At 41.9% G+C, this 21,846-nt stretch carries 19 protein-coding genes; 7 read left to right on the top strand and 12 right to left on the bottom strand.

Annotation, left to right across the window (positions count from 1 at the left end):
- Nucleotides 1–41: 41 nt before the first annotated feature.
- Nucleotides 42–2,642 carry a translocation and assembly module lipoprotein TamL gene (gene tamL, locus EW142_RS08995; protein ID WP_130612940.1) on the bottom strand — a complete coding sequence of 867 codons (2,601 nt, stop codon included), beginning with the start codon at nucleotides 2,640–2,642 and terminating at the stop codon, nucleotides 42–44.
- Between the two features lie 23 nt (nucleotides 2,643–2,665).
- On the opposite strand from tamL, the gene EW142_RS08990 reads away from it, so the two are divergent.
- Nucleotides 2,666–3,388, top strand: coding sequence for a TrmH family RNA methyltransferase (locus EW142_RS08990; protein ID WP_130612937.1), 723 nt, complete (start codon nucleotides 2,666–2,668; stop codon nucleotides 3,386–3,388).
- A 29-nt stretch (nucleotides 3,389–3,417) separates the two neighbouring features.
- On the opposite strand, the gene porT is transcribed toward EW142_RS08990, so the two are convergent.
- Both porT and ubiE read right to left on the bottom strand, forming a co-directional pair.
- Nucleotides 3,418–4,116, bottom strand: coding sequence for a type IX secretion/gliding motility protein PorT/SprT (gene porT / locus EW142_RS08985; RefSeq protein ID WP_130612935.1), 699 nt, complete (start codon nucleotides 4,114–4,116; stop codon nucleotides 3,418–3,420).
- Between the two features lie 4 nt (nucleotides 4,117–4,120).
- Nucleotides 4,121–4,849 (bottom strand): bifunctional demethylmenaquinone methyltransferase/2-methoxy-6-polyprenyl-1,4-benzoquinol methylase UbiE, encoded by a 729-nt coding sequence (gene ubiE, locus EW142_RS08980; protein ID WP_130612932.1) that lies wholly within the window; start codon nucleotides 4,847–4,849, stop codon nucleotides 4,121–4,123.
- Nucleotides 4,850–5,043: 194 nt separating this feature from the next.
- Here ubiE and trkA point away from each other — a divergent pair, with 194 nt between their 5' ends.
- Together trkA and EW142_RS08970 are read left to right on the top strand one after the other, a co-directional pair.
- Nucleotides 5,044–6,393, top strand: coding sequence for a Trk system potassium transporter TrkA (gene trkA / locus EW142_RS08975; protein ID WP_130612929.1), 1,350 nt, complete (start codon nucleotides 5,044–5,046; stop codon nucleotides 6,391–6,393).
- Nucleotides 6,393–7,883 carry a TrkH family potassium uptake protein gene (locus EW142_RS08970; protein ID WP_130612925.1) on the top strand — a complete coding sequence of 497 codons (1,491 nt, stop codon included), beginning with the start codon at nucleotides 6,393–6,395 and terminating at the stop codon, nucleotides 7,881–7,883. The genes trkA and EW142_RS08970 overlap by 1 nt, the downstream gene beginning before the upstream one ends.
- A gap of 55 nt (nucleotides 7,884–7,938) precedes the next feature.
- On the opposite strand, the gene EW142_RS08965 is transcribed toward EW142_RS08970, so the two are convergent.
- Together EW142_RS08965 and EW142_RS08960 are read right to left on the bottom strand one after the other, a co-directional pair.
- Complete coding sequence (locus EW142_RS08965) at nucleotides 7,939–9,123, bottom strand: pyridoxal phosphate-dependent aminotransferase (protein ID WP_130612922.1); 1,185 nt, start codon at nucleotides 9,121–9,123, stop codon at nucleotides 7,939–7,941.
- A gap of 12 nt (nucleotides 9,124–9,135) precedes the next feature.
- A complete protein-coding gene (locus EW142_RS08960) occupies nucleotides 9,136–10,239 on the bottom strand; it encodes a fatty acid desaturase family protein (RefSeq protein WP_130612919.1) in 1,104 nt (367 codons plus the stop codon).
- A 114-nt stretch (nucleotides 10,240–10,353) separates the two neighbouring features.
- On the opposite strand from EW142_RS08960, the gene rsmG reads away from it, so the two are divergent.
- On the top strand, nucleotides 10,354–10,989 hold the full coding sequence (gene rsmG / locus EW142_RS08955; RefSeq protein ID WP_130612916.1) for a 16S rRNA (guanine(527)-N(7))-methyltransferase RsmG: 636 nt from the start codon (nucleotides 10,354–10,356) through the stop codon (nucleotides 10,987–10,989).
- Between the two features lie 4 nt (nucleotides 10,990–10,993).
- Here rsmG and EW142_RS08950 read toward each other — a convergent pair whose 3' ends face one another.
- From EW142_RS08950 to EW142_RS08920, 7 genes are all read right to left on the bottom strand, one after another.
- Nucleotides 10,994–11,626: a DUF4377 domain-containing protein gene (locus tag EW142_RS08950; RefSeq protein ID WP_130612914.1), complete on the bottom strand. Its 633-nt coding sequence runs from the start codon at nucleotides 11,624–11,626 to the stop codon at nucleotides 10,994–10,996.
- A 53-nt stretch (nucleotides 11,627–11,679) separates the two neighbouring features.
- Nucleotides 11,680–12,552: a DJ-1/PfpI family protein gene (locus tag EW142_RS08945; protein WP_130612911.1), complete on the bottom strand. Its 873-nt coding sequence runs from the start codon at nucleotides 12,550–12,552 to the stop codon at nucleotides 11,680–11,682.
- A gap of 245 nt (nucleotides 12,553–12,797) precedes the next feature.
- On the bottom strand, nucleotides 12,798–13,748 hold the full coding sequence (locus tag EW142_RS08940) for a GlxA family transcriptional regulator (protein ID WP_130612908.1): 951 nt from the start codon (nucleotides 13,746–13,748) through the stop codon (nucleotides 12,798–12,800).
- Between the two features lie 12 nt (nucleotides 13,749–13,760).
- Complete coding sequence (gene pruA / locus EW142_RS08935) at nucleotides 13,761–15,389, bottom strand: L-glutamate gamma-semialdehyde dehydrogenase (RefSeq protein ID WP_130612905.1); 1,629 nt, start codon at nucleotides 15,387–15,389, stop codon at nucleotides 13,761–13,763.
- Nucleotides 15,390–15,461: 72 nt separating this feature from the next.
- Entirely contained in the window at nucleotides 15,462–15,848 is a 387-nt protein-coding gene (gene apaG / locus EW142_RS08930; RefSeq protein ID WP_130612902.1) for a Co2+/Mg2+ efflux protein ApaG, read from the bottom strand.
- 4 nt (nucleotides 15,849–15,852) lie between these two features.
- Nucleotides 15,853–17,049, bottom strand: coding sequence for a DUF3667 domain-containing protein (locus tag EW142_RS08925; RefSeq protein ID WP_130612899.1), 1,197 nt, complete (start codon nucleotides 17,047–17,049; stop codon nucleotides 15,853–15,855).
- A gap of 29 nt (nucleotides 17,050–17,078) precedes the next feature.
- A complete protein-coding gene (locus tag EW142_RS08920) occupies nucleotides 17,079–18,323 on the bottom strand; it encodes a type IX secretion system plug protein (protein WP_130612896.1) in 1,245 nt (414 codons plus the stop codon).
- A gap of 151 nt (nucleotides 18,324–18,474) precedes the next feature.
- Here EW142_RS08920 and EW142_RS08915 point away from each other — a divergent pair, with 151 nt between their 5' ends.
- From EW142_RS08915 to EW142_RS08905, 3 genes are read left to right on the top strand one after another with little or no spacing between them, the layout of a single operon-like run.
- A complete protein-coding gene (locus EW142_RS08915) occupies nucleotides 18,475–19,827 on the top strand; it encodes a Na(+)-translocating NADH-quinone reductase subunit A (protein WP_130612893.1) in 1,353 nt (450 codons plus the stop codon).
- A 3-nt stretch (nucleotides 19,828–19,830) separates the two neighbouring features.
- Nucleotides 19,831–21,093 carry an NADH:ubiquinone reductase (Na(+)-transporting) subunit B gene (locus tag EW142_RS08910; RefSeq protein ID WP_130612890.1) on the top strand — a complete coding sequence of 421 codons (1,263 nt, stop codon included), beginning with the start codon at nucleotides 19,831–19,833 and terminating at the stop codon, nucleotides 21,091–21,093.
- Between the two features lie 2 nt (nucleotides 21,094–21,095).
- Nucleotides 21,096–21,845: a Na(+)-translocating NADH-quinone reductase subunit C gene (locus EW142_RS08905; protein ID WP_130612887.1), complete on the top strand. Its 750-nt coding sequence runs from the start codon at nucleotides 21,096–21,098 to the stop codon at nucleotides 21,843–21,845.
- Nucleotide 21,846 lies beyond the last annotated feature (1 nt).

The raw sequence follows: 21,846 nt of genomic DNA, 5'->3' as shown, positions 1-21,846 counted from the left end.
ATAGGTTTAAATCAAGCAACAAAAGTAATAAAATATTTCCTCTAGAAGGGATAATTGATTCCTATGTTAAAGACGGCATTTCTAAAGTTATAATCCCTGAACCAGCGTCGGGAAATCTCTTCCGCAGGATTATAGGTCTTAAAACCGACGTCCAATCTAAAAATAAAATAAGAGAAATCGTAACGAAGCCCAAATCCTGTGCCCAAAGCAAGGTCACCCAGGGATTCAAATCCGGTAAAAATGGCATCGGGATTGTCCTCATTATCAAAAACGTTCCAGATATTTCCAGCATCTGCGAACAAGGCCCCCTTCACATCCCCAGCGATTGGAAAACGATATTCAAAGTTCAGGGCAATCTTGAGATTGGCTTCATTGAAATCGTTGAGGTTACTAGTGCTCCCGGGTCCTAATTCATAAGCATTCCAAGCTCTATTATCATTTGATCCCCCAGCAAAGTAACTTCTAACAAACGGGATATTATCTGAATTCCCATAGGGTATGGCGATACCTGAGAAGCTTCTGAAGGCCAGTACGCTTGCATCACCAACTTGCCAATGCCTAATAAAATCAAACTCTGTCTTCAAATATTGGGAAAATGGGACTCCAAAAACCAAGAGTTGGTCATTATCGTTCTCGTTGTACGGCACCACATTGGCCATTAGCGAAAGCACGTTGCCCGCACTTTCCAATTTGGCACTGAACTGATAAAAATCAAGGTCGTTGATGTCGTCCTTGCTGTTTTTGGTGATTGTAAAGTTACTAGCGAAAATGAGGTTGTTTTCCGTGAGTCGTTGTCTACGCTCTTGAATGCTCCTAACCGCCGCCAGAGTATCTTGACTCACCTGGAATCCTGGTGTTAGGATAGCATCGATAAATGAATTGGCCCCTTCTGAAATAATTAGATCGAGTTCATCATCCTCATCAAGGTTTGGATCTACATTTTCATCATAAAACCCAGCAAAATCAGGATTGTCCTCAAAATCATCGGCAATTCCGTCTAAATTGCTAAAGGTGTTTTGGTAAACATTAAAAAAATTGTCCGGATTTACATTTCTAACAAACTCTATATCGAGCAGTTCCAACTCATTCTTTAAGCTTAGATTCGGAGACCAATTATAGGATAATATAGTGTTAAACGTCTGTCTGTCAAGACCAATGTTCCGTTGAAAGTTGGTACCCACAAGAAATCGACTTTGGGGCAACATATAAAAGGGAATGATACGCTCCGTGTTAAAGGGTAGCCAGATACGAGGAAAGGTAATATTGATATCACCACCCAATTCTGAGGTAAAGGTTTCGTCGGATAAGGAAGCATCGCTCAAAAGCCCTATGGAGCCCCTAGCGGATACATTTAGGGTTTCAGCACCGCCAAACACGTTTCTTGTGACCACCGTTGCCCCAAAAGCGGTTCCAATTTGTTGAATATTGGAATGGGTAACATCAAAACTGAAATTAACGGAGTACTTGGGTCTTGGTGCCAAGTAAATATTCGAAATCAATCTTGCATTGGTCGTATCAGGAATCAATTCGATATTGGGATATTTGAAAGTATTGAGGTTGGTAATTTGCCTGTAGGAACGAATTCGGTCCAAATCTCGGTAAACACTGTCTTTTTGAAAGAAAATCGCATCTACCAATGCTTTGGGTTTGTATTTCAACTTGTCGTTGAAATAAATCGTGTAGTTGTTGTACTCCAAGGAATTGAGGGAATCTCTTGAACCTCCAATAAGATAATCGCTGTAAATGTTGATTTTCTCAAAACGGTGAACGCGATAGAAATTGCTCAAGGAATCGGCGGCGTCAGAGCTTCTTGGTTTTTGAATGTTGAGCTGGACTTCCATCAATTTATCATCAGAAGCCGCTACGGTATCCCTTAAAATGTCATAGTTGATGGAACTTTCCTGGAAATTATAAACGCCAGAATTTCTGAAAAGAGTGGTCAAACGTTCCCGTTCCAGATTAAAATTGCCCAAATCGAACTGTTCCCCTTTTTTCACAAAGGATTTGCTTGATGAAATATTGTAAATGGAATCAAGCTCGGGCGAAACAATGTTTTTTAATACCGTATCAATCATATAAGGCATACCCAAGGCAATCTTGTAATCAACGGCTGCCCTCTTTTTTCGTCTTCCTTCGACAATTTCATAACGACCTTTGTTATTGAAGTAGCCCTTACTATTGAAGTAAGCTTTTAATCGATCTACAGATTTTTGGGCCAGGGAGGTGTCAACAACAACAGGAGGCTCGCCAATTCTTTTTAAAAAATCACTGGCTCCCTTAACCACAAAAGACTCCTTAAGCCGATTTACTTGTTTTTTGGAGAGTAATCGGTTCAATCTTTTCTCCCGCTTTTCTTTTCTATGGAGCCAATTTTGAAAAGATGAATCGGAATCTTCTTTGGCCAAATTATAAAGGTTCAGTCGCAAGGGATACCCCAAAACACTGCTGTTCGGCTTTTGGACGATTAGGCTTTTGAGGTCAGATTCATTTACCTTTTCGTCATCGGTATAGATGGTATTGTTAGTGAGCAAAAGTTGATCATCATCAACTTTTTTTAAGGTATTGCATCCGGCCAGGGTGACCATGAGCAACAATAGTCCTATTTTTGCCCTATTACACAATGCACCCTGAAAAACCTTCATAGTCGCCAAAATTAAGGATTTAGATGGTTCCCAAAAACCAAATTAAATTAGTTACCAGCTTACAGCAAAAAAAGTACCGAACTCAACATGGACTCTTTGTGGCCGAAGGTGTTAAATTGGTCAATGAACTTCTTGAAGGTGGCATTGAGCCACATGGGGTTTATGTGGTTAATGAAGCGCTTGCAGATCAAATAGCAACAAATTGCGAAGTGGTTTCTCCATCCGTTCTTAAAAAAATGAGCAGCTTAAGCAGTCCGAATGGGGTATTGGGCGTATTTCACATGCCCAAGAAAGAAAAACTACATTTTGAAGGTTGGGCAATAATCCTTGATTCAATACGTGACCCTGGGAATTTAGGTACCATAATTCGATTATGTGATTGGTTCGATATCAAATATCTCATCTGCTCTCCCGATACCGTAGATTGTTATAACCCAAAAGTACTTCAAGCAACCATGGGTTCCATAGCCAGGGTAGAGGTTCAATATTTGGATTTGGAAGATTTTTTGAAAAAGAATGAACATCCGGTTTACGGGGCTTTTATGGATGGAACGAATATGTATGGGAAAAAGTTGGGAGAACAGGGCATCTTGGTCATGGGCAATGAAGCCAATGGAATTTCTTCCGAAGTAGAAAAATATGTTACCGAACGTATTGGCATACCCCAATTTGGTGAACCAACCACCGAAAGTCTAAATGTGGCCACCGCAACCGCGATTCTGCTCAGTGAAATAAGAAGAAACTAGTTTCTTTTTCGAGTTTTTGTACTTAACCCTTACTCAAAAGTGAAGTTTATAAAAATGCCACGTGTTCGCATGGCGTTAATATTTCCTGTCCAAGGACTATTGGGATCATTGTCTGGTACCAATTCATCCGTAAGGGCGAAAACTCCGCGAATAGAAGGGGAAAACTTGAAGTATTCCGTATAAAAATCTATTCCAAAACCCAATTCATAGCCGTATACGTTGGATTTCATTCGAAACTCCCCACTGCTGTTATCGTCAAGGCTATCTTCTTTGCTTCCCAAATTGGTGGCGGCATAAACACCTCCCGTAATGTAGGGTTTCCAATTTCCGAAGCGTTTGGTACTTACCTTTAAAAGCAAGGGAAAACGAATATAGGTGGAACGTACTTCACGAATGGCTTCGGCCTCTGTGGTAAATCCAGGAAAACCAAGAATTCGCTGGGTATATAATAAACCGGGCTCAAACCGGGCGTCTAAAAACTCGTTAAGACGCAACTCCCCGATAAGACCCACATTAAAACCAAAACTCGTATCCACTAAAATATCCTGACCAATATCATCTTCATATTCAAATTGAAAGTCATATTGATTGAAACCAAGATAGTATCCCCAATTCAAAAGTTTCTGGTCTTCCGATTGAAGATTGAGAATGGGGTCTTTCGCAAATTGTGCCGGGGAATGGGAACATAAAAGTAAACCTATGCCCAGGGTGAACAGGATGTTTTTCATTCAGTTATTTTGTAGCGACATATATTGATGCCACCCCAAATGTCTGGGGCATGTTCTCTACTCCTATAAACCCGATTTTGGCCAAAATATTGTTGAACTCCTCCCCATGTGGAAAAACTGAGGCCGATTCACTCAAATAAGCATAGGCAGAACGATCTTTTGAGAAAATTTTGCCAATGGTGGGGAGAATGTATTTCGTGTAGACCTTATACCCTTGTTTAAAAGGGGTTTTTGTCGGAACAGAGGTTTCCAGTACTACAAAACGTCCGTTGGGTTTCAGCACACGATGGATTTCAGCAAGACCCTTTTGTAGATTTTCAAAGTTGCGAACTCCAAAAGCCACTGTGATGGCATCGAAGGAGTTATCCTCAAAAGACAACTTTTCACTGTCGCCCACCACCATTTCAATGGTTTCTTCCAATTTTTTTTGGGAAATCTTCTTCTTTCCAACCTCCAGCATGCCGGGGGAAATATCAAGACCTACAATTTTTGTTGCTCCGATTTTAGTAAGGGCAATGGCCAAATCTCCTGTCCCGGTGGCAATATCTAAAACCGATTGTGGAGAACCTTTCCCCACCAAGGCAACGACCCTTTTTCTCCATTTTAAATCAATTCCAAAGGATATAACACGATTTAATCCGTCGTAATCCCCAGAAATAGTATCAAACATTTGTTTGACCTGTTCCTTTTTCCCCAAGCTAGAATCTTTATAAGGATTGACTTTTTTGGACATGCCATCTATTTTGGCCGCAAATATACGACTTAGGTATACGGTAGGAGTACAAAATAATTATGTAATTTTGCCCTGTAGTAAGGAAAGCTTTTCCATTTTATGCACGATAGTAGCTTTTTGGATGATGATCCAAAACTTATCACAATACGACCTCGGAAAAGGTCGATTCAAAGAAACTCTCTTATTATTAATCGATGAAGATCATTATTGCTGGAGCAGGTGAGGTGGGCTTTCATTTGGCAAAACTATTGTCTTACGAAGCCCAAGAAATTACATTGATCGATACGGACAAGGAAAGCTTGGCCTATGCCGATAGCCATTTGGATATACGGGTACTTCGAGGAGACGCCACATCGGTTGAGGTGCTTCGTGAGGCCAAGGTCGACACCTCGGACCTTGTAATTGGTGTGACCGCCTCGGAAACCACCAATCTTACACTATGCTTTTTAGCAAAACAATTGGGATGCGAGCGTACCATTGCCAGAATATCCAACACTGAATTTATGGACAATCGAGACCTCATTAAATTTGAGGAACTTGGTATAGACGAACTGATTTCTCCAGAGGAGTTGGCAGCAGAGGAAATTCAGCTCCTTCTCAACCAATCTGCGTTCAACGATACCTACGAGTTTGAGGAAGGGTTGTTGATCATGATTGGTGTTTTTCTTCCTAAATCTGCTCCTTTTGTTGGCAAGATGGTAAAAGAAGCCGCAAATATTTTTCCAGAATTGCACTTTATGCCCATAGCCTTACAGCGAATGGGGACCCAATTCACGGTAATTCCCAGGGGAGATACCGTATTCAAGGAAGGAGACCAAGTCTATTTTATAACTTCGGATGAGGGCGTTGATGAGTTGTACAAGCTCACAGGTATGCAAAAGCGCGAAATCAAGAATGTAATGATCTTGGGAGGTAGCAAAGTGGGGTATAAGACAGCTAGAGATCTTTGCGCCAACAAATTCAATGTAAAGCTTATCGAAAAAAATAAAGAAAAAGCCTTTGACATTGCCGATGAACTACCACATGCCTTGGTCATCAATGGAGATGGCCGAAATGTAGAGTTACTTGACGAGGAGAGTTTGGATTCCATGGATGCTTTTATTGCCGTTACTGGAAATTCTGAGACCAATATTATGTCTTGCTTGGTGGCAAAAACCAAGAAAATTAAAAAGACCATTGCGCTAGTTGAAAATATGGACTACTTCCAGTTGTCCCAGTCCATTGGTGTAGATACCCTTATCAATAAGAAACTACTGGCTGCCAATAATATTTTTAGATACATCAGAAGGGGAGAGGTTTTGGCGCTCACCCGCTTAAACAATCTCAATGCAGAGATTTTGGAGTTTGAGGTAAAGCCAACTTCCCTTGTAAATGGGGAAATCATCAAGGAACTGGATTTCCCAAGAGAGGCTATCATCGGTGGGGTCATACGAGATGGCAAAGGAATCATCGCTTTGGGGGATTTCAAAATACTGGAAGGTGACCGAGTTGTGGTGTGCAGCCTTCCCAAGGCTATTCCGAGAATTGAAAAGCTATTCCTTTAATGGGGCTCAATACGCGAATTATTGTTCACATTATGGGCTTGTTGCTCTTGTGCAACGGCTCTTTTATGCTTTTGGCTGCGTTTACAAGTGGTATTTGTCAAGACGGAGCTACTTTGGATATTACATTGGCTGCCATTGTTACCATGCTTTTTGGGGTGATGGCCATGTTTTACACCCGGGGGCACAAGAAGGAAGTAAAGCGAAAGGAGGGCTATATTGTGGTTACCTTTGGATGGATTATTATGTCTATTTCGGGGACCCTGCCTTACCTTTTTTCCGGTGCCATCCCTTCGTTTACCAACGCATTTTTTGAAACCATATCAGGATATACCACCACGGGAGCGTCCATCTTGGATGATATCGAATCTTTGCCTGAAGGGATTCTTCTCTGGCGAAGTTTGACCCATTGGATTGGAGGAATGGGGATTATTGTATTGGCGATTGCCATCTTACCGTTATTGGGAATAGGAGGGATGCAGTTATTTGCGGCCGAGGCGCCTGGCCCTGCAGGCGATAAACTACACCCAAGAATAACGGACACTGCTAAAAGACTATGGCTCATTTATTTTGGGTATACCGTTGCTGAGACTTTGTTATTGAAATTGGCCGGTATGTCTTTTTTTGATGCCATAAACCATAGTTTGGCCACGCTTTCCACGGGTGGATTCTCTACCAAGAATGCCAGCTTGGCCTATTGGAATAATCAACCCTTGGTGCAGTATATCGTGATTCTCTTTATGATTTTGGCCGGGAGTAACTTCGTGTTGAGCTATTTTGCCTTTACCGGAAAGGTCCAACGAATCCTGAAGGACGAAGAGTTCAAGTATTATCTAAGCTTCTTGGTACTTTTTACAATTTTAGCCGCATTGGTCGTATACTTTAGGGCTGAAGTACCTGTTTCCAATTTTCATCCCATGGTTTGGGGAGAAGGGGAAAGCGCTTTTAGGCATGCGCTCTTCCAAGTGGTGGCTGTGGTGACCACCACGGGTTTTGTAACCGCAGACTTTACGGGATGGACACCGTTTTTGACGGTTTTTTTCTTTGGATTAATGTTTTTGGGAGGTTCAGCAGGGTCTACTGCCGGGGGTATCAAAGTCATGCGCCATATATTGATTATCAAAAATGGCATATTGGAATTTAAGCGTACCCTTCATAGCAATGCGATAATTCCTGTTCGCTACAATAGTAAAACGGTAACGGAACATATCGTTTACAATATCATAGCCTTTTTTGTGCTTTATATGCTGCTTTTTATTATTGGTTCCCTGTTTTTGGGTTTTCTTGGGCTTGATTTCATCTCAGCCATTGGAGGTTCTGCCTCCTCTTTAGGGAATGTAGGGCCCGCTCTGGGGGATTTAAACCCAGTTAGTAATTACAATAGTCTTCCGAATCTTGGAAAATGGTGGTGTGGTTTTTTAATGTTACTGGGCCGGCTTGAGCTTTTCACCGTGCTTATACTATTGACCCCCTATTTTTGGAAAAGGATATAAAAAATCCCTCAGGGTTTACATCCTAAGGGATTTCATTTCATTTTGTTACTTTGAATCAGACTGCCGCAGCAATTCTTGAAATAGCTTCCCGAAGCTCATTTTCCGAAGCCGCATACGAAATACGGATGCAATTGGGATTTCCAAAAGCTTCTCCGGTTACCGTTGCCACATTGGCGTGTTCCAACAGATATAAAGCAAAGTCCGATGCATTGTTGACCACGGTTCCGTTTAGGGTCTTTCCAAAGAAAGACGATACATCTGGGAAAACGTAAAAAGCACCCTCAGGGACGTTTACTTTGAACCCTTCTATTTCACCCAAAAGCTTCAATACCAAATCCCTTCGTTGATGAAATTCATCAATCATGAATTGGATTTTGGAAACCGGGGCTTTCAAAGCTGTGATTACGGAGCGCTGTGCAATGGCGTTGGCCCCGCTTGTTACCTGACCTTGAAGTTTGGTACATCCCTTGGCTATCCATTCGGGAGCTCCAATGTACCCAATCCGCCATCCGGTCATGGCAAAGGCTTTTGAAACTCCATTGACCGTAATGGTTCTGTCATACATGCCATCAATCCCCGCAATACTGACATGACCTCCAACAAAGTTGATATGCTCATATATCTCATCGGAAACTACATAAATATCAGGATGTTTTCTTAAGACCTGGGCAAGCCCTTCAAGCTCAGATTTGCTATAAACCGACCCACTTGGGTTACAAGGAGAGCTGAACCAAAGCATACGTGTTTTGGGCGTAATTGCCGCCTCCAACTGCTCAGGGGTCATCTTGAAATCGGTATCAATACTCGTTTTTACTTCAACAGGGACTCCTTCTGTCAGTTTAACAATGTCGCTGTAACTTACCCAATAAGGTGCGGGTAAAATGACTTCTTCACCAGGATTTAGAATAACCATGGCCACATTGAAAAGGGATTGCTTCGCACCTGTTGAGACCACCACCTGGCTGGGAGTATAATCAAGATTATTGTCCCTTTTGAACTTGTTGCAGATAGCAGTTTTTAGTTCAGCATACCCATCCACGGGGGTATAACTGCTATAGTTATCATCAATGGCCTGTTTGGCGGCTTCCTTAATGAAATCAGGAATATTGAAATCGGGCTCCCCCAAACTTAGTCCTATAATGTCTTTGCCTTGGTTGCGCAATTCACGTGCCTTGGCCGCCATAGCCAAGGTCGCCGATGTGGACATGTTCTGAATCCGATCGGATAAATGCGTGCTCATTGATTTTTGGTTTTACTGGTACTGAAGTGCGGGATTTTTACCCAATTCCTTCAAATGTTTGAAGTGCGAAATTATAGCTTTTCTGGTAGTTTTATATTCGTTGTAAGGTAAATTAAATTCCTTGGCAGTCTGTTTCACAATTTTGGAAATTTTTGTGTAGTGAACATGACTGATGTTTGGAAAAATATGATGCTCAACTTGGTGGTTCAATCCTCCCGTAAACCAGTTCACAATTCTGTTTTTGGTGCCAAAATTCACTGTAGTGAACAGTTGATGTATGGCCCAAGTGTTTTTCATTGTCCCACTTTCATCAGGAAGAGGAGTTTCCGCATCATCCACAATATGGGCCAATTGAAAGACGACACTTAAAATTACGCCCGCCACATAATGCATAATAAAGAAGCCCAACAATACCTGCCACCAGGCAACGCTTACAAAAATTAGCGGTAAGACTATCCAAATGGTTATGTAGAGCATTTTGGTGATGACCAAAGTACTCCAGTTGATTACTGGGTTGGGCAATTTACCATAAGATAATCTCCTCTTCATGTATCGATACATTTGCTGGAAATCTGTGGTCACGGCCCAATTAAAGGTCAGTAAACCATATAGAAAAATGGAATAATAATGTTGGAATCTATGGTGTTTTTGCCACTCTGCATGCTTTGAGAAGCGAAGGATTCTTCCTGCTTCCATGTCCTCGTCGTGCTCGTGTATATTGGTATATGTATGATGCAATACATTGTGCTGTACTTGCCAGTTGTATACATTGCCTGCCAAGATGTAAATACTGCTTCCCATGATCTTGTTGACCCATTTTTTATTCGAATAGGAACCATGGTTACCATCGTGCATCACGTTCATACCAACCCCGGCCATTCCAACGCCCATCGTTATGGACAGTAACAAATAGCCCCAAAAGGGAAGATTTAATGTCAAGATCAAAAAATAGGGAGTTAAAAAGACGGCAAACATCACAATGGTCTTCAGGTGAAGTTTCCAGTTACCGGTTTTCTTAATCTTATTTTCTGCGAAATATTGATTGACTCTTTTATTCAGTGTTCTAAAAAATTGTGCAGAGTCTTTTCTTGAAAACCGGATGGTATTCTTATCCATAAAATATTTTTTTACAAAGGTAACCAAATTGACTTCTCAACTTTGTTGCCTTTTTACAAAACGATGTTAAGGTGCCTAAAAGTATTAATTTTGTTGAAATTAACAGCTTACCTAATGAATGTTGATCTAATCTATCCCTATTTTACGACGCTCACCGACCATCAAAAGGAGCTTTTTGAAGCCCTGGAATTGCTATATAAGGATTGGAACAGCAAAATAAATGTGGTTTCTAGGAAGGATATCGATGAACTGTATTTGAGGCACGTGCTTCATTCTTTGGGAATAGCCAAGATTCAGCAGTTTAATGAGGGTTCTCAAATACTGGACGTTGGTACCGGGGGAGGATTTCCGGGAATTCCTTTGGCTATTTTATTCCCAGAAACCCAATTTACCTTGGTCGATGCCATTGGGAAAAAAATAAAAGTGGTTCAAGAGGTAATTGATGGTCTTGAATTAAAAAATGTGAAGGCCATTCATACCAGAGTAGAGGATTTGGAAGATCAGTTTGATTTTATAGTGAGCCGGGCAGTTGCTGCCATGCCAACTTTTGTACGATGGACCAAAGGAAAAATCAAAAAACAATCGAGCCATGAGCGGAGAAATGGCATTCTTTATTTAAAGGGAGGGGATTTGACCGAGGAACTACAAAATTTTCCTAATGCCGAAATCTTTGATCTTAGTGATTATTTTTCCGAGCCATTTTTCGAAACCAAAAAAGTGGTATATCTGCCACAAAAATTCAAAGGCTGAGCACTTACAAAACGATACAGGCAAAATCTTCGGGTTGCCAGATGATTTCGTAATTGGAGACGTTGGCAGGATCAACACTCTCTGGCCCTAAATGACCCAATGCTCTTCCCAAACAATCAAAAACAGGAATCACTTTGTTGATCAGTGGGTTGCAATCAAAATAAAGAAATACAGGCTCCCCGTCCAGTTCGGCCTGCGAAATGTAACAATACTTAGTTTCATCATTGGCTTGAATTTCCCTTCGCCGGATTTCGTTGCTAAGCCATTCCAAATCCGCTACAGGGTCTTCAAAAGTGCAAACCACCTCACTCTTTGAAACTAAACGAACAAGCCGCAAGGAATAGGAGGACCCGTCAGCCGGAGGATTTTCAATCCGGGTCTTTTCAATTTGCAAATCATATACAAAACCGGGCTCAAACTCGAATCCTTCTATGGTGCCGAAGAAATTAAACCAACTGGAACCACCAATTTCATTGCCTTCTTGAACCTGTAAACAATCTGTTGGAAAAGAACCTGTACAGGGCAATGTGTAGTAATTGACCCGAAGATTCGCGGTCTCCACACCATCGTCATCAGAAGAGCAAGAAATAAACAAAAAGACTAGGGGCACTAAAAGAAGGGATACACGTTTGTTCATCGCAGAGGTTTCCTCAAAGATGTAGCCCTATCACAAAGGTTGCTTTGGAACTGCTACCATAGCTTTTTAAATAGCGGACCATCGCCGGTTAGGGAATACCCCAAAATGTTTCCTTTGGAATCCCTTTTGAAATGTATGGGTCTATTGGTTTCGTTGGAAAACGTATCTCCCCTCTCATGGTAAATGGGGTGTGACATACCATCAATCACTGCAAAAAGGTCCTTGTTGCCAGCATTGAGTTTTAACTCGATTTTTTGATTATTTTCATATTCATAAGTGCCTTCAAATTCGCTTAAACTGGTAATCGATATTTGGTTTGTGTACGGATTGTCATCTGACAAAATAAGGCCGTCGCCCAATTTCCAGTTGTCATATTCCATATAAAAGGCTGTTCGCTTGGCGACATTCACTCCTTGTAGCTTGGCAACTAAATGAAGGGCACCGTCAATTCCTGCGGAAATACCTGCCGTTGTGATTACATTTCCGTTGTCAACAAAACGAACATTCTTTCGAACATCTACTTTGGGATAGGAGCCTTCCAAATTTTCCAATGCGTTGTGAAAAGTAGTTGCTGTTTTTCCATCGAGCACCCCAGCTTCGGCCAAAATAAAGGCACCTGTGCACACCGAAAAATGGTATTGAACGCTTTCTTGCTGTCTTACCCAATCGATTACTTTGGGATTTTGAACCGCCACATTGGAATTTCCTCCGAAAAAAGCCAGAATATCAGCATTGGGAGCATCCTCAATGCTGTAGTCAGGTGTGACCTTTAGGATGCCTTGTGATTTAATCTGGGATTTGGTCGCTGAGACTGTAAATACTTGATAGCCGGCATAGGCAAAAACCTCCATGGGACCTGCAAAGTCCAATACCTCTACCCCATCTTGAAGGTAAAAGGCAATAGTTTTTGAATCATTTTTTTTCATAAGCACCATATTGCAATGTGAACATACTCCTGGTTCTTCATGTTCAATGTTGTCGCAACTACTACTGCACGGAGGACAAATGTACTTAGATTCTGTGTTGGCACTTTGTTGGGCCATGATAGAAAATATACTAAAAAAGAAAATAGATATTTGAGCGATCCTGTTCATTTTTTGATGATTTAAGTACAAAGCTAACCCTGCGTCATGGAATTGAAAAGGACAATCAAACGCAGGATTGGGACATGCTAACTAGAGAACTCAGAGGGTAGTGATGCGGTATATTTTTTAAGAAGGCTTCGGAGTTGATTGGTGCTCTTGAGTCCACAGGAGTTCGATACCGAACTCACCTTTTCCCCTTTGGATAGTAGTTTTATGGCCATTTCTACACGAAGTTTGTCCAAGTAATGACCTATGGTAATGCCAGTTGTTTTTTTGAAAAGCCGAGTCAAGTTTCTAGGACTCATATATACTTTTTCGGCCAAATCTTCAATAGAGGTTTTTTCGGACAGATTTTGGGCCATGGCATCTTGAACTTGATGGATTCTGGTATCGATATGGTTCCGATATTGCAAGAATACGCTGAGTTGGGGATCTCCCGGCGAGCGTCGCAAAAAAATAACGACCTCCTTCGCTATTTTTGAAGCAAAGACCGACCCAAATAATTCTTCCAAAAGAAATAGGGCCAAATCAATTCCAGATGAAACCCCTGCACTGGAATAGAGATTGCCATCTTTTACCAATAATCGATCCTGCAGCAATTTGACCTTGGGGAAGCGTTCGGAAAAATCATTAAAATACTTCCAATGTGTGGTGCACTCTTTTTCATCCAACAATCCGGCGAATGCCAAAATATAAGCCCCAGTGCATACGGAACAGATTTTGGCACCTTGTTTATATTGAGTCGGAAGCCATTCCAAAAACGGCTGATTTTTCTTGGGAAAATCATCAGAGAAAAAAAGATGGGACTCCAGACCGGGGATAAAAAGTAAATCGTTTTGGGTCAATGAAAATTCCGAAAAAGATTTCAAATTGCCCAGTGCCAGACCAGCACTGGAAATTTCTTGACCGGAGGCCTCCATGCTAAGATAATGCGCCTGTATTTCGGCACCATACTCCTTTGCCTCGTAAAACAAATGGGCCGGACCAGTAATGTCCAGTAATTGGACTTCGGGTGGAATTAAGAAAAAGGCACGCATGTTAGGGACAAATTACCCCAAAAAAGGATACCTGTAATCCTCTGGCGTGACAAAAGTCTCCTTTATCAAACGTGGTGATACCCAACGCAACAAATTTTGTGCAGAACCAGCCTTATCGTTGGTTCCAGAAGCTCTTGCTCCTCCAAAGGGTTGTTGCCCTACCACAGCACCTGTGGGTTTGTCATTGATATAGAAGTTTCCGGCACAATTTTGCAAGGCCTTGGTGGCTTCATCGATGGCATATCGATCTTGCGATATTACAGCTCCCGTAAGTGCATATTCGGAGGTGGTGTCTACCAACTCCAGAGTTTCGGACCACTCTGCATCCTCATACACATAGATGGTCACCACAGGCCCAAAAAGTTCGGTTTCCATGGTGGTGTATTTGGGATCAGTGGTCAAAATCACCGTAGGCTCCACAAAATACCCTACGGATTTGTCGTACCCTCCACCAGCAATAATTTCAGCGTTCTTATCCGTTTTGGCCTGATCAATGTATTTAGCCAATTTATCGAAAGAGCCTTCATGGATTACAGCTGTTATAAAGTTGGACATATCTTCTGGGGATCCAGGTTTGTTGAACGAAGCAATGTCTTTTTTAACCAAATCCAAGATTTCATCCGCAGTGGATTTCGGTAAGTAGACCCTTGAGGCCGCGCTACACTTTTGCCCTTGGAACTCAAAAGCTCCGCGGACAATCGCAGTAGCCACTTGTTGAGGTTTTGCCGAAGGGTGGGCCACAATAAAGTCCTTACCTCCTGTTTCCCCAACTATGCGGGGATAGGTTTTATAGGTATGGATGTTGTTGCCTATTTGTTTCCAAAGTTCTTTAAAGACAAAAGTGGAACCGGTAAAATGAAGTCCTGAGAAATCTGGATTGGAAAGCACCGTTTCTGTTATCATAACAGGGTCACCCATTACCATATTGATGACTCCGTCTGGGAGCCCCGCTTCCTGAAAAACGTCCATGATTACTTTTGCGGAATACACTTGGCTATCGCTGGGCTTCCAAAGCACCACATTCCCCATCATGGCGGCACTGGCAGGAAGGTTTCCTGAAATGGCAGTAAAGTTGAACGGGGTAATGGCATATACAAATCCTTCCAAAGGTCGGTATTCGACCCTGTTCCAAATACCATCGGAAGACTCAGGTTGTTCAGCATATATCTGTGACATATACTCCACGTTAAAACGGAGGAAATCTATAAACTCACAGGCGGCATCGATTTCTGCTTGGTGAATGGTTTTTGATTGGGCCATCATAGTGGCTGCATTGATTTTTGCACGGTAAGGACCGGCAATCAATTCAGCTGCTTTTAAGAAGATGGCAGCTCGTTGTTCCCAGGTCAGGTTGGCCCATTGTTCCCGTGCCGCCAGACCCGTTGCTATAGCTTCTTCAACCTGTTTTTTATCGGCAATATGATAGTGACCCACAACATGTTGGTGCTCATGGGGTGGTGACATGGGTTTTGTGTTTCCCGTCTTCACTTGTTGTGCGCCAATATATAAAGGAACCTCAACCTTTGCGTTATAATATGCCTTGTATTGTTGAAGTACTTCCTCCCGCTCAGGTGTGCCTGGAGCGTAGCTTTTTATAGGTTCGTTATATGCAGTTGGAACTTGAAAGAAGCCTTTTCCCATGTCGGTGATTTTTTTAGATTTAAAATGCCAACAAAGGTACTAAAAGGAGGAACGATTGTAAAATGAAATTGATTAGTTCATGGCAAAGGGAGCGGCAAATTTAAAAGTGGGGATTTCCACTTCAAACTCTTCCGATGTGCCTAGGTTCACCATATGGTAATAGCCCTGCATGGCTCCAACCGGGGAAGCCAATAAACAGCCCGAACTATAGGTATGGGATTTACCAGGTTTAATGACCGGTTTTCTGCCAATTACACCTTCCCCATCAACAGTTTCCATTTCCTTTAAAGAATCAAAAATATCCCAATGTCTGGCCGTGAGCTGTACCGTGTTTTTACTTTGATTTTCAATGGTCACAGTATACCCAAAGGCATAGTGCATTTTGTAGTTCTTGAAAAAAGTACCCTCAAATGTGGTTTGTACAGAAACCTTGATTCCTTTTGTGACTTGCGTGAACATAGTTTTAATATGTAAATGCACTTCCTGTAAACAATAACACCACTGTAAAGAATGCCAGTAAAGCAAAAATGGTGTTCAGAAAGAGGTATTTGACAATCGTTTTAAACCTACCCTGTCCATAAAATTTTCGCATGGCCTTATACAGATAAAAACCGAAAATGGTCAGAAAAATACCTGAGCTGGCCCCATCAAAAATAGCGTCTATTATGAGACTAAGGATGAGCAAGATAAACAATAGGGATTGGTTGTGAAAGCTAAAGATGAGATGATCGGTGTAGGTATATTTTTTTCTGATGTACACCAACCAAATGAAGACCGTGAAGATCGGCAAGAACAAGAAAATAACAAACGGCATTTTCGAAATCGTCGCGTTTACAAAATTACCTGGTTGTGCAACAACCCTTAAAAGGCTGTTGGCCGCATTGAAAGCCATTTTATTGCCTCGGCTTTCCGGAATTTGATATCTGGTGTTCGCTTCTGAAAGATTTACAATGGAATCGTCCTTGATCAATGTTGCAAAGAAGTCTATCTTGTTGATAAAGCGATTACTTGCCGATTCTTTAAGATTGATGGAATCATAAAAGGCTCTGGGATTTGCCAAAATAAGCGAATCTTCATCGATTTCTTTTTTTGAACTAAAAACCCCAAGGGAATCCAGTACCTGAAGTTGGTCGGTAAGGTTGGAATTACCTTCACCGAGGGAATCCAGTTTTTTTAGCACCTTTTCAGTTTCTTCCCTTATTACTGTACTATCCGTATTTATTGAACCTGATTCCAAATCAAAGGATATGGGTCCGGATTGATTGATTTTACCATCAAACCCCTTTACCGTTCGGTCCAAATTTGAAAAATTGTTGTTGTAACCGAACATCAGAAGATAGATGAAGGCCAAACTCAGCAAAAACCGGAAAGGATTGGTATATGAAATTCGCTTTCCCTCAATGTAGTCCTTGGTAATCGTTCCCGGTTTGACCAACAGCGCATAGAGGGTTTTTAGCAGTTTGGAATCGTAATTCACCAAGCTTGAAAAAAATTCATCCACGAAATCCTTAAGAACAAGTTTCTTGGTGCTGTTGGCCTGAGAGCAATTAGGGCAGTATTTATCGCTTACGTCCAATGGATGGCCACAATTCAGACATTGGTCTCCACGATACTTCAACTCGTAACGCCCCTTGGAAATTAGGGTTGGTTTGTTTTCCATAGCGCTGGTCGGTTTATCGATAAAGATAATTAATTGCTAATAGTTCTCGAATTAATGGAGCCAATGCCGATGAGGCTATCGTACATATCCCCAAAATCGCGGTAATACACCAAAATTAAATAGTTGTTTTCGGTGAAGTGAAAATTGCCGCTCACGTAGTTGAGATCTATGGAGCCATCCTCACGTTCTACAACATATTTGTAGTTATAAAACCCCTGTTTCATCAAAAGGGAGAGCTCCATTTTAGCTTCTTTCTCATTAAATTCCATTCGATTCTCCTCTTCAATGGTGTAGTTGTTGAACTTCCCAATGACATATACATTGTCCAGACCAATTTCATTCGAATAGGGTAGGCTAAAATGTACCCGGGTGTACTCCGCTTCCCGCGCTTCGTCTTGGCCTTGGAATGTCCTTACCACAAAATCTCCGTTGATATCGGGAAAGTAGGTATAGTTTTGATCATATCGAAACTCGTTGGTAAAAAGATAGTGGTTGTAAACGTCTTCCAATTCAATTCTGGAAATGGCAAAAGAAGTGGTCCGGAGGTCCTTGGTATCAAAATTGAGAAATTCATTTCCCCCATAAAAACTGGTCTCCTGATCATAGCGATAGACCAATTCTGTGCCAACCGTAAATTGTGGTTTGATGTTATAGAGCGCAGTGGGCCAAAAATGATTTTGAACAATGGCCACTTTGATTTCCTTTTTGGGATTCACCACAGGAAAACCAGCAGTGTTTATGGAAAACTGTACGACCTGTTTTTCGTTGAGAAAGTTGAAATCGCGGGAGCGTCTAATTGCGCCACCAACCTGAACCAAATCACGATAAACTACAAACCTTCTTGAAAACTGCAGGTCCCCTTGCATGTTGTAGATTTCAAGAACATAGTTTCCGCTCACTTTAAGTCTTATGTTCTCATTGGGGATGCTTAAGCGATAGTTCGAATACGGTTGCAAGGTGGTGTAACTGTTTTCGTAGTCAATAATGCGCTGGTTGTCTATGCCCACTAAATATTGTGACTTTAAAAGCTGCGATGGTGTCCAATCGTAATCACAGTGAACAATTTTATAATAGTAATCCTGCTCGCTGGCGGTAAGGTCGTCAAACTCGAGGGTAATGGTTTCGCCAATTTTAATAACAGGGAATTGATCTTCCGTCGGACCACGAAAAATCACCGTTTTTATGTTGGATGGTGGATTTACCTCTTCTTGCACTTGGGCAACAAGACCTGAAGTAAACAACAGCAATATAAATTGTTTGATCATCAAACGCATTTGGGACCCAATTTTTGGGTAAAGGTAAACAAAAAGTGTGCCTACCAAATTTAGCTCGTTGTAATCCCGTTTTTTGTGGTCAATTATTATGAAAAGAATGCTTTTAGTAGTAAATTTGCGACCAATTTTTCATAATAAAAGGTCTACCAATATGTCTAAAGACATTCGGATTAAGAAGGGATTGAACATCAATCTCGTCGGGGCGGCTGAAAAGACAACTTCCAAAGCCGTTTTAAGTAACGTATACGCCCTGAACCTAGACGATTTTCACGGAATTACACCTAAAATGTTGGTAAAACAAGGAGCCGAGGTCAAAGCTGGGGAGCCTCTGTTTTACAATAAAGCTAACGAGGAAATGTTATTTGTTTCTCCGGTTAGTGGTGAGCTAGTGGAAATTGTAAGAGGAGCAAGAAGAAGAATTTTGACGCTTAAAATACTAGCGGACAAGACACAGGAGTACACTTCGCACAAAGTAATGGATGTCGAAAAGGCTGAAGCTGATGAAGTGCGCAAGTTTCTTCTTCAATCAGGTGCATGGCCCTTCATCAAACAAAGGCCCTATGACATTATTGCCACCCCTGACTCCACTCCCAAAGCCATTTTTATTTCCGGATACGCCACAGCACCTTTAGCGGCAGACCCAGATTTTGTTTTGCAGGGAAAGGAAGCTGAGCTTCAAGCGGCAATAAGTGCTTTAAGGACATTAACACCGGGAAAAATACATGTTTCAGTTGGTAAATCGAGCCAATCTCCTTTGGCCGGTTTGGAGGGTATTACCTTGCATAAGGTGAGTGGCCCGCATCCCGCTGGGCTCGTAGGAACCCAAATAAATAAAATAGACCCCGTCAATAAAGGGGAGGTGGTATGGACCATAAGCCCGCAGGATTTGGTCATAATTGGTGAGTTATTCCTTACTGGGAAGTTCAATGCTGAGCGAACTATAGCTTTGGGAGGTTCGGTTGTAAAATCTCCCAAGTATTACACGACCAAGATTGGCGCTGAGATTTCTACCTTTTTGTATGCGAGTGGAGTAAGTCAAGAAAAGTTCAGATTGATCAATGGAGATGTGCTCACAGGATCTAAGACGCATCCGGAAGGTCATTTAGGGTTTTATAATAATACGGTTACGGCCATACCGGAAGGTGACGATTACGAGTTCTTTGGTTGGAACAAACCGGTATTCAACAAAATATCCTCCACAAGGGCACTGACCTTTTCGTGGATGCAGCCGAACAAAAAATATGATTTGGATACAAATACCAATGGAGAGCATAGGGCCTTTGTGGTCACCGGCAGATATGAGGCGGTATTCCCATTGGACATCTACCCCTTGCAGTTGCTTAAGGCCTGCATGGTTAAGGATTTGGATGAAATGGAGCAGTTGGGCTTGTATGAAGTGGCCCCTGAGGATTTCTCCTTAACAGAGTTCATTTGTATCTCCAAACAACCGCACCAGCAAATAATCAGGGAAGGACTGGATTTATTGTATCAAGAAATTGGATAAAACATGGGATTGAAAGAAAAGTTACATCAAACTAAATTGAAGTATCAGGGCAAAAAAATGGCACCGGCGTTCAACGCTTTGCACACCTTTTTGTACAGCCCTAACGAAACAACCCATTCTGGAAGTCACGTTCGAGCAGTTGACGACCTAAAGCGCACGATGAACACAGTAATTATGGCCTTGGTGCCCTGCTTGCTGTTCGGGATTTTCAATGCTGGCTATCAGCACTATTCTGCCATAAATGGTTTTCCAGAAAACTTCTCGGTTTTAGAGCACTTTATTACATGGGATAACTTTTGGTTGGGCGCAATAACCGTACTACCTATAGTTGTGGTTTCCTACGGAGTAGGTTTGGCCATTGAGTTTCTATTTGCTGTAATTAAAGGGCATGAAGTGGAAGAAGGGTATTTAGTGACCGGGATGTTGGTTCCCCTTATTGTTCCTGTTGATACGCCACTTTGGATGTTGGCTGTTGCCGTTGCTTTTGGTGTTGTAATAGGAAAAGAGGTGTTTGGAGGAACGGGAATGAATATCTTGAATCCTGCTTTGACCATTCGGGCTTTCTTGTTCTTTGCATACCCTACTTGGATGAGTGGTGATAAAGTTTGGGTGCACGGTGCTGTCGATAGAGCCGGTACTGCCGATGCCATTTCAGGTGAAACGGTTTTGGGATATCTGGCCCAGGGCAACAATACTGAGATGTTCGCTAAATATGATCTTTCCGAAATGTTTTTTGGATTCATTCCAGGGTCGGTAGGTGAAACCTCCACATTCCTAATTCTCTTGGGAGGTCTGTTCTTGATTTTTAGCAAAATCGCTTCTTGGAGAATAATGGTGAGTGCCGTAGTGGGATCATTGGCTATGGGACTTATATTCAATGGAATAGTTGCTGCCGAATGGATTCCTGAATACAGCAAGTTTTATGGATTGATGAGCTTTGAGTTCTGGCAACACCTGCTTGTTGGCGGTTTGGCCTTCGGTATTGTCTACATGGCCACAGACCCAGTTACAGGCTCCCAAACCAATAGAGGCAAATGGATTTATGGTTTCTTGATTGGATTCCTGTCCGTTATGATTCGGGTATTCAACCCAGGATATCCGGAAGGTGTATTCTTGGCAATCCTATTGATGAACGTTTTTGCTCCTACCATAGATCACTACGTAGTTCGAGGAAACGTAAAACGAAGAATGAAGCGATTGAAAAATGCAACCATCTTCCCTAAAGTATCCGGTGAGGTGGAAGAATTAAAAACTGAAACTGTATAACAATGGCGATAGACACTGAAAAAAATAGCTTTACCGTACTCTTTGCTGTCATCATGGTGGTAGTGGTAGGATCCATTTTGGCCTTCTTTGCCTCTGGACTTCGACCTCGAATCGATGAGAACGAACGGTTCGAGAAGCAACAAAATATTCTGTATGCCATGGGCGTGAATCAGAATGAAGGAAACGGTGATGTGAGCTTTGTCCCCACTGATATTGTTGAAGAAGAGTTTGCAAAATACATTCAAAAGCAATTGGTGATTACCAATAGTGGTGTTGAGGAAAATAGCGAGGCATACCTGATTGACCTAAAAAAGCAGATCAGTGCTTTGAAAAATGGTCAGGAAGCTCAGTTGCCCGTTTTTATTGGTGAGAAGGATGGTAAGAAAACCTACATCTTACCGATGTATGGAAAAGGATTATGGGACGCCATTTGGGGTTTTATGTCCTTGGATGAAAATATGGTGGTACAAGGCGTGTATTTCGATCACAAGGCCGAAACACCAGGACTTGGGGCCAATATCAAGCAGCGCTATTTCATGGATGACTTTATAGGTGAGTCTCTTCTTGAAGGTAATCGGTTTGCTGGTATTGGGGTGGTCAAAGGAAATAATGATCCTGCTAACACCGATAAAGACGATAATGAAGTCGATGCCCTGGCCGGTGCCACAATTACTGGTAACGGAGTTACTGCAATGATCAAAGAAAGCCTGAAGCTTTACGAACCTTATTTAAAAACGATTAGATCCAATTAAT

The sequence above is a fragment of the Flagellimonas allohymeniacidonis genome (assembly GCF_004296335.1).
GTDB lineage: Bacteria > Bacteroidota > Bacteroidia > Flavobacteriales > Flavobacteriaceae > Flagellimonas > Flagellimonas allohymeniacidonis.
The sequence above is the reverse complement of the archived record's forward strand: the minus strand, read 5'-3'. Positions and strand labels throughout refer to the sequence as shown.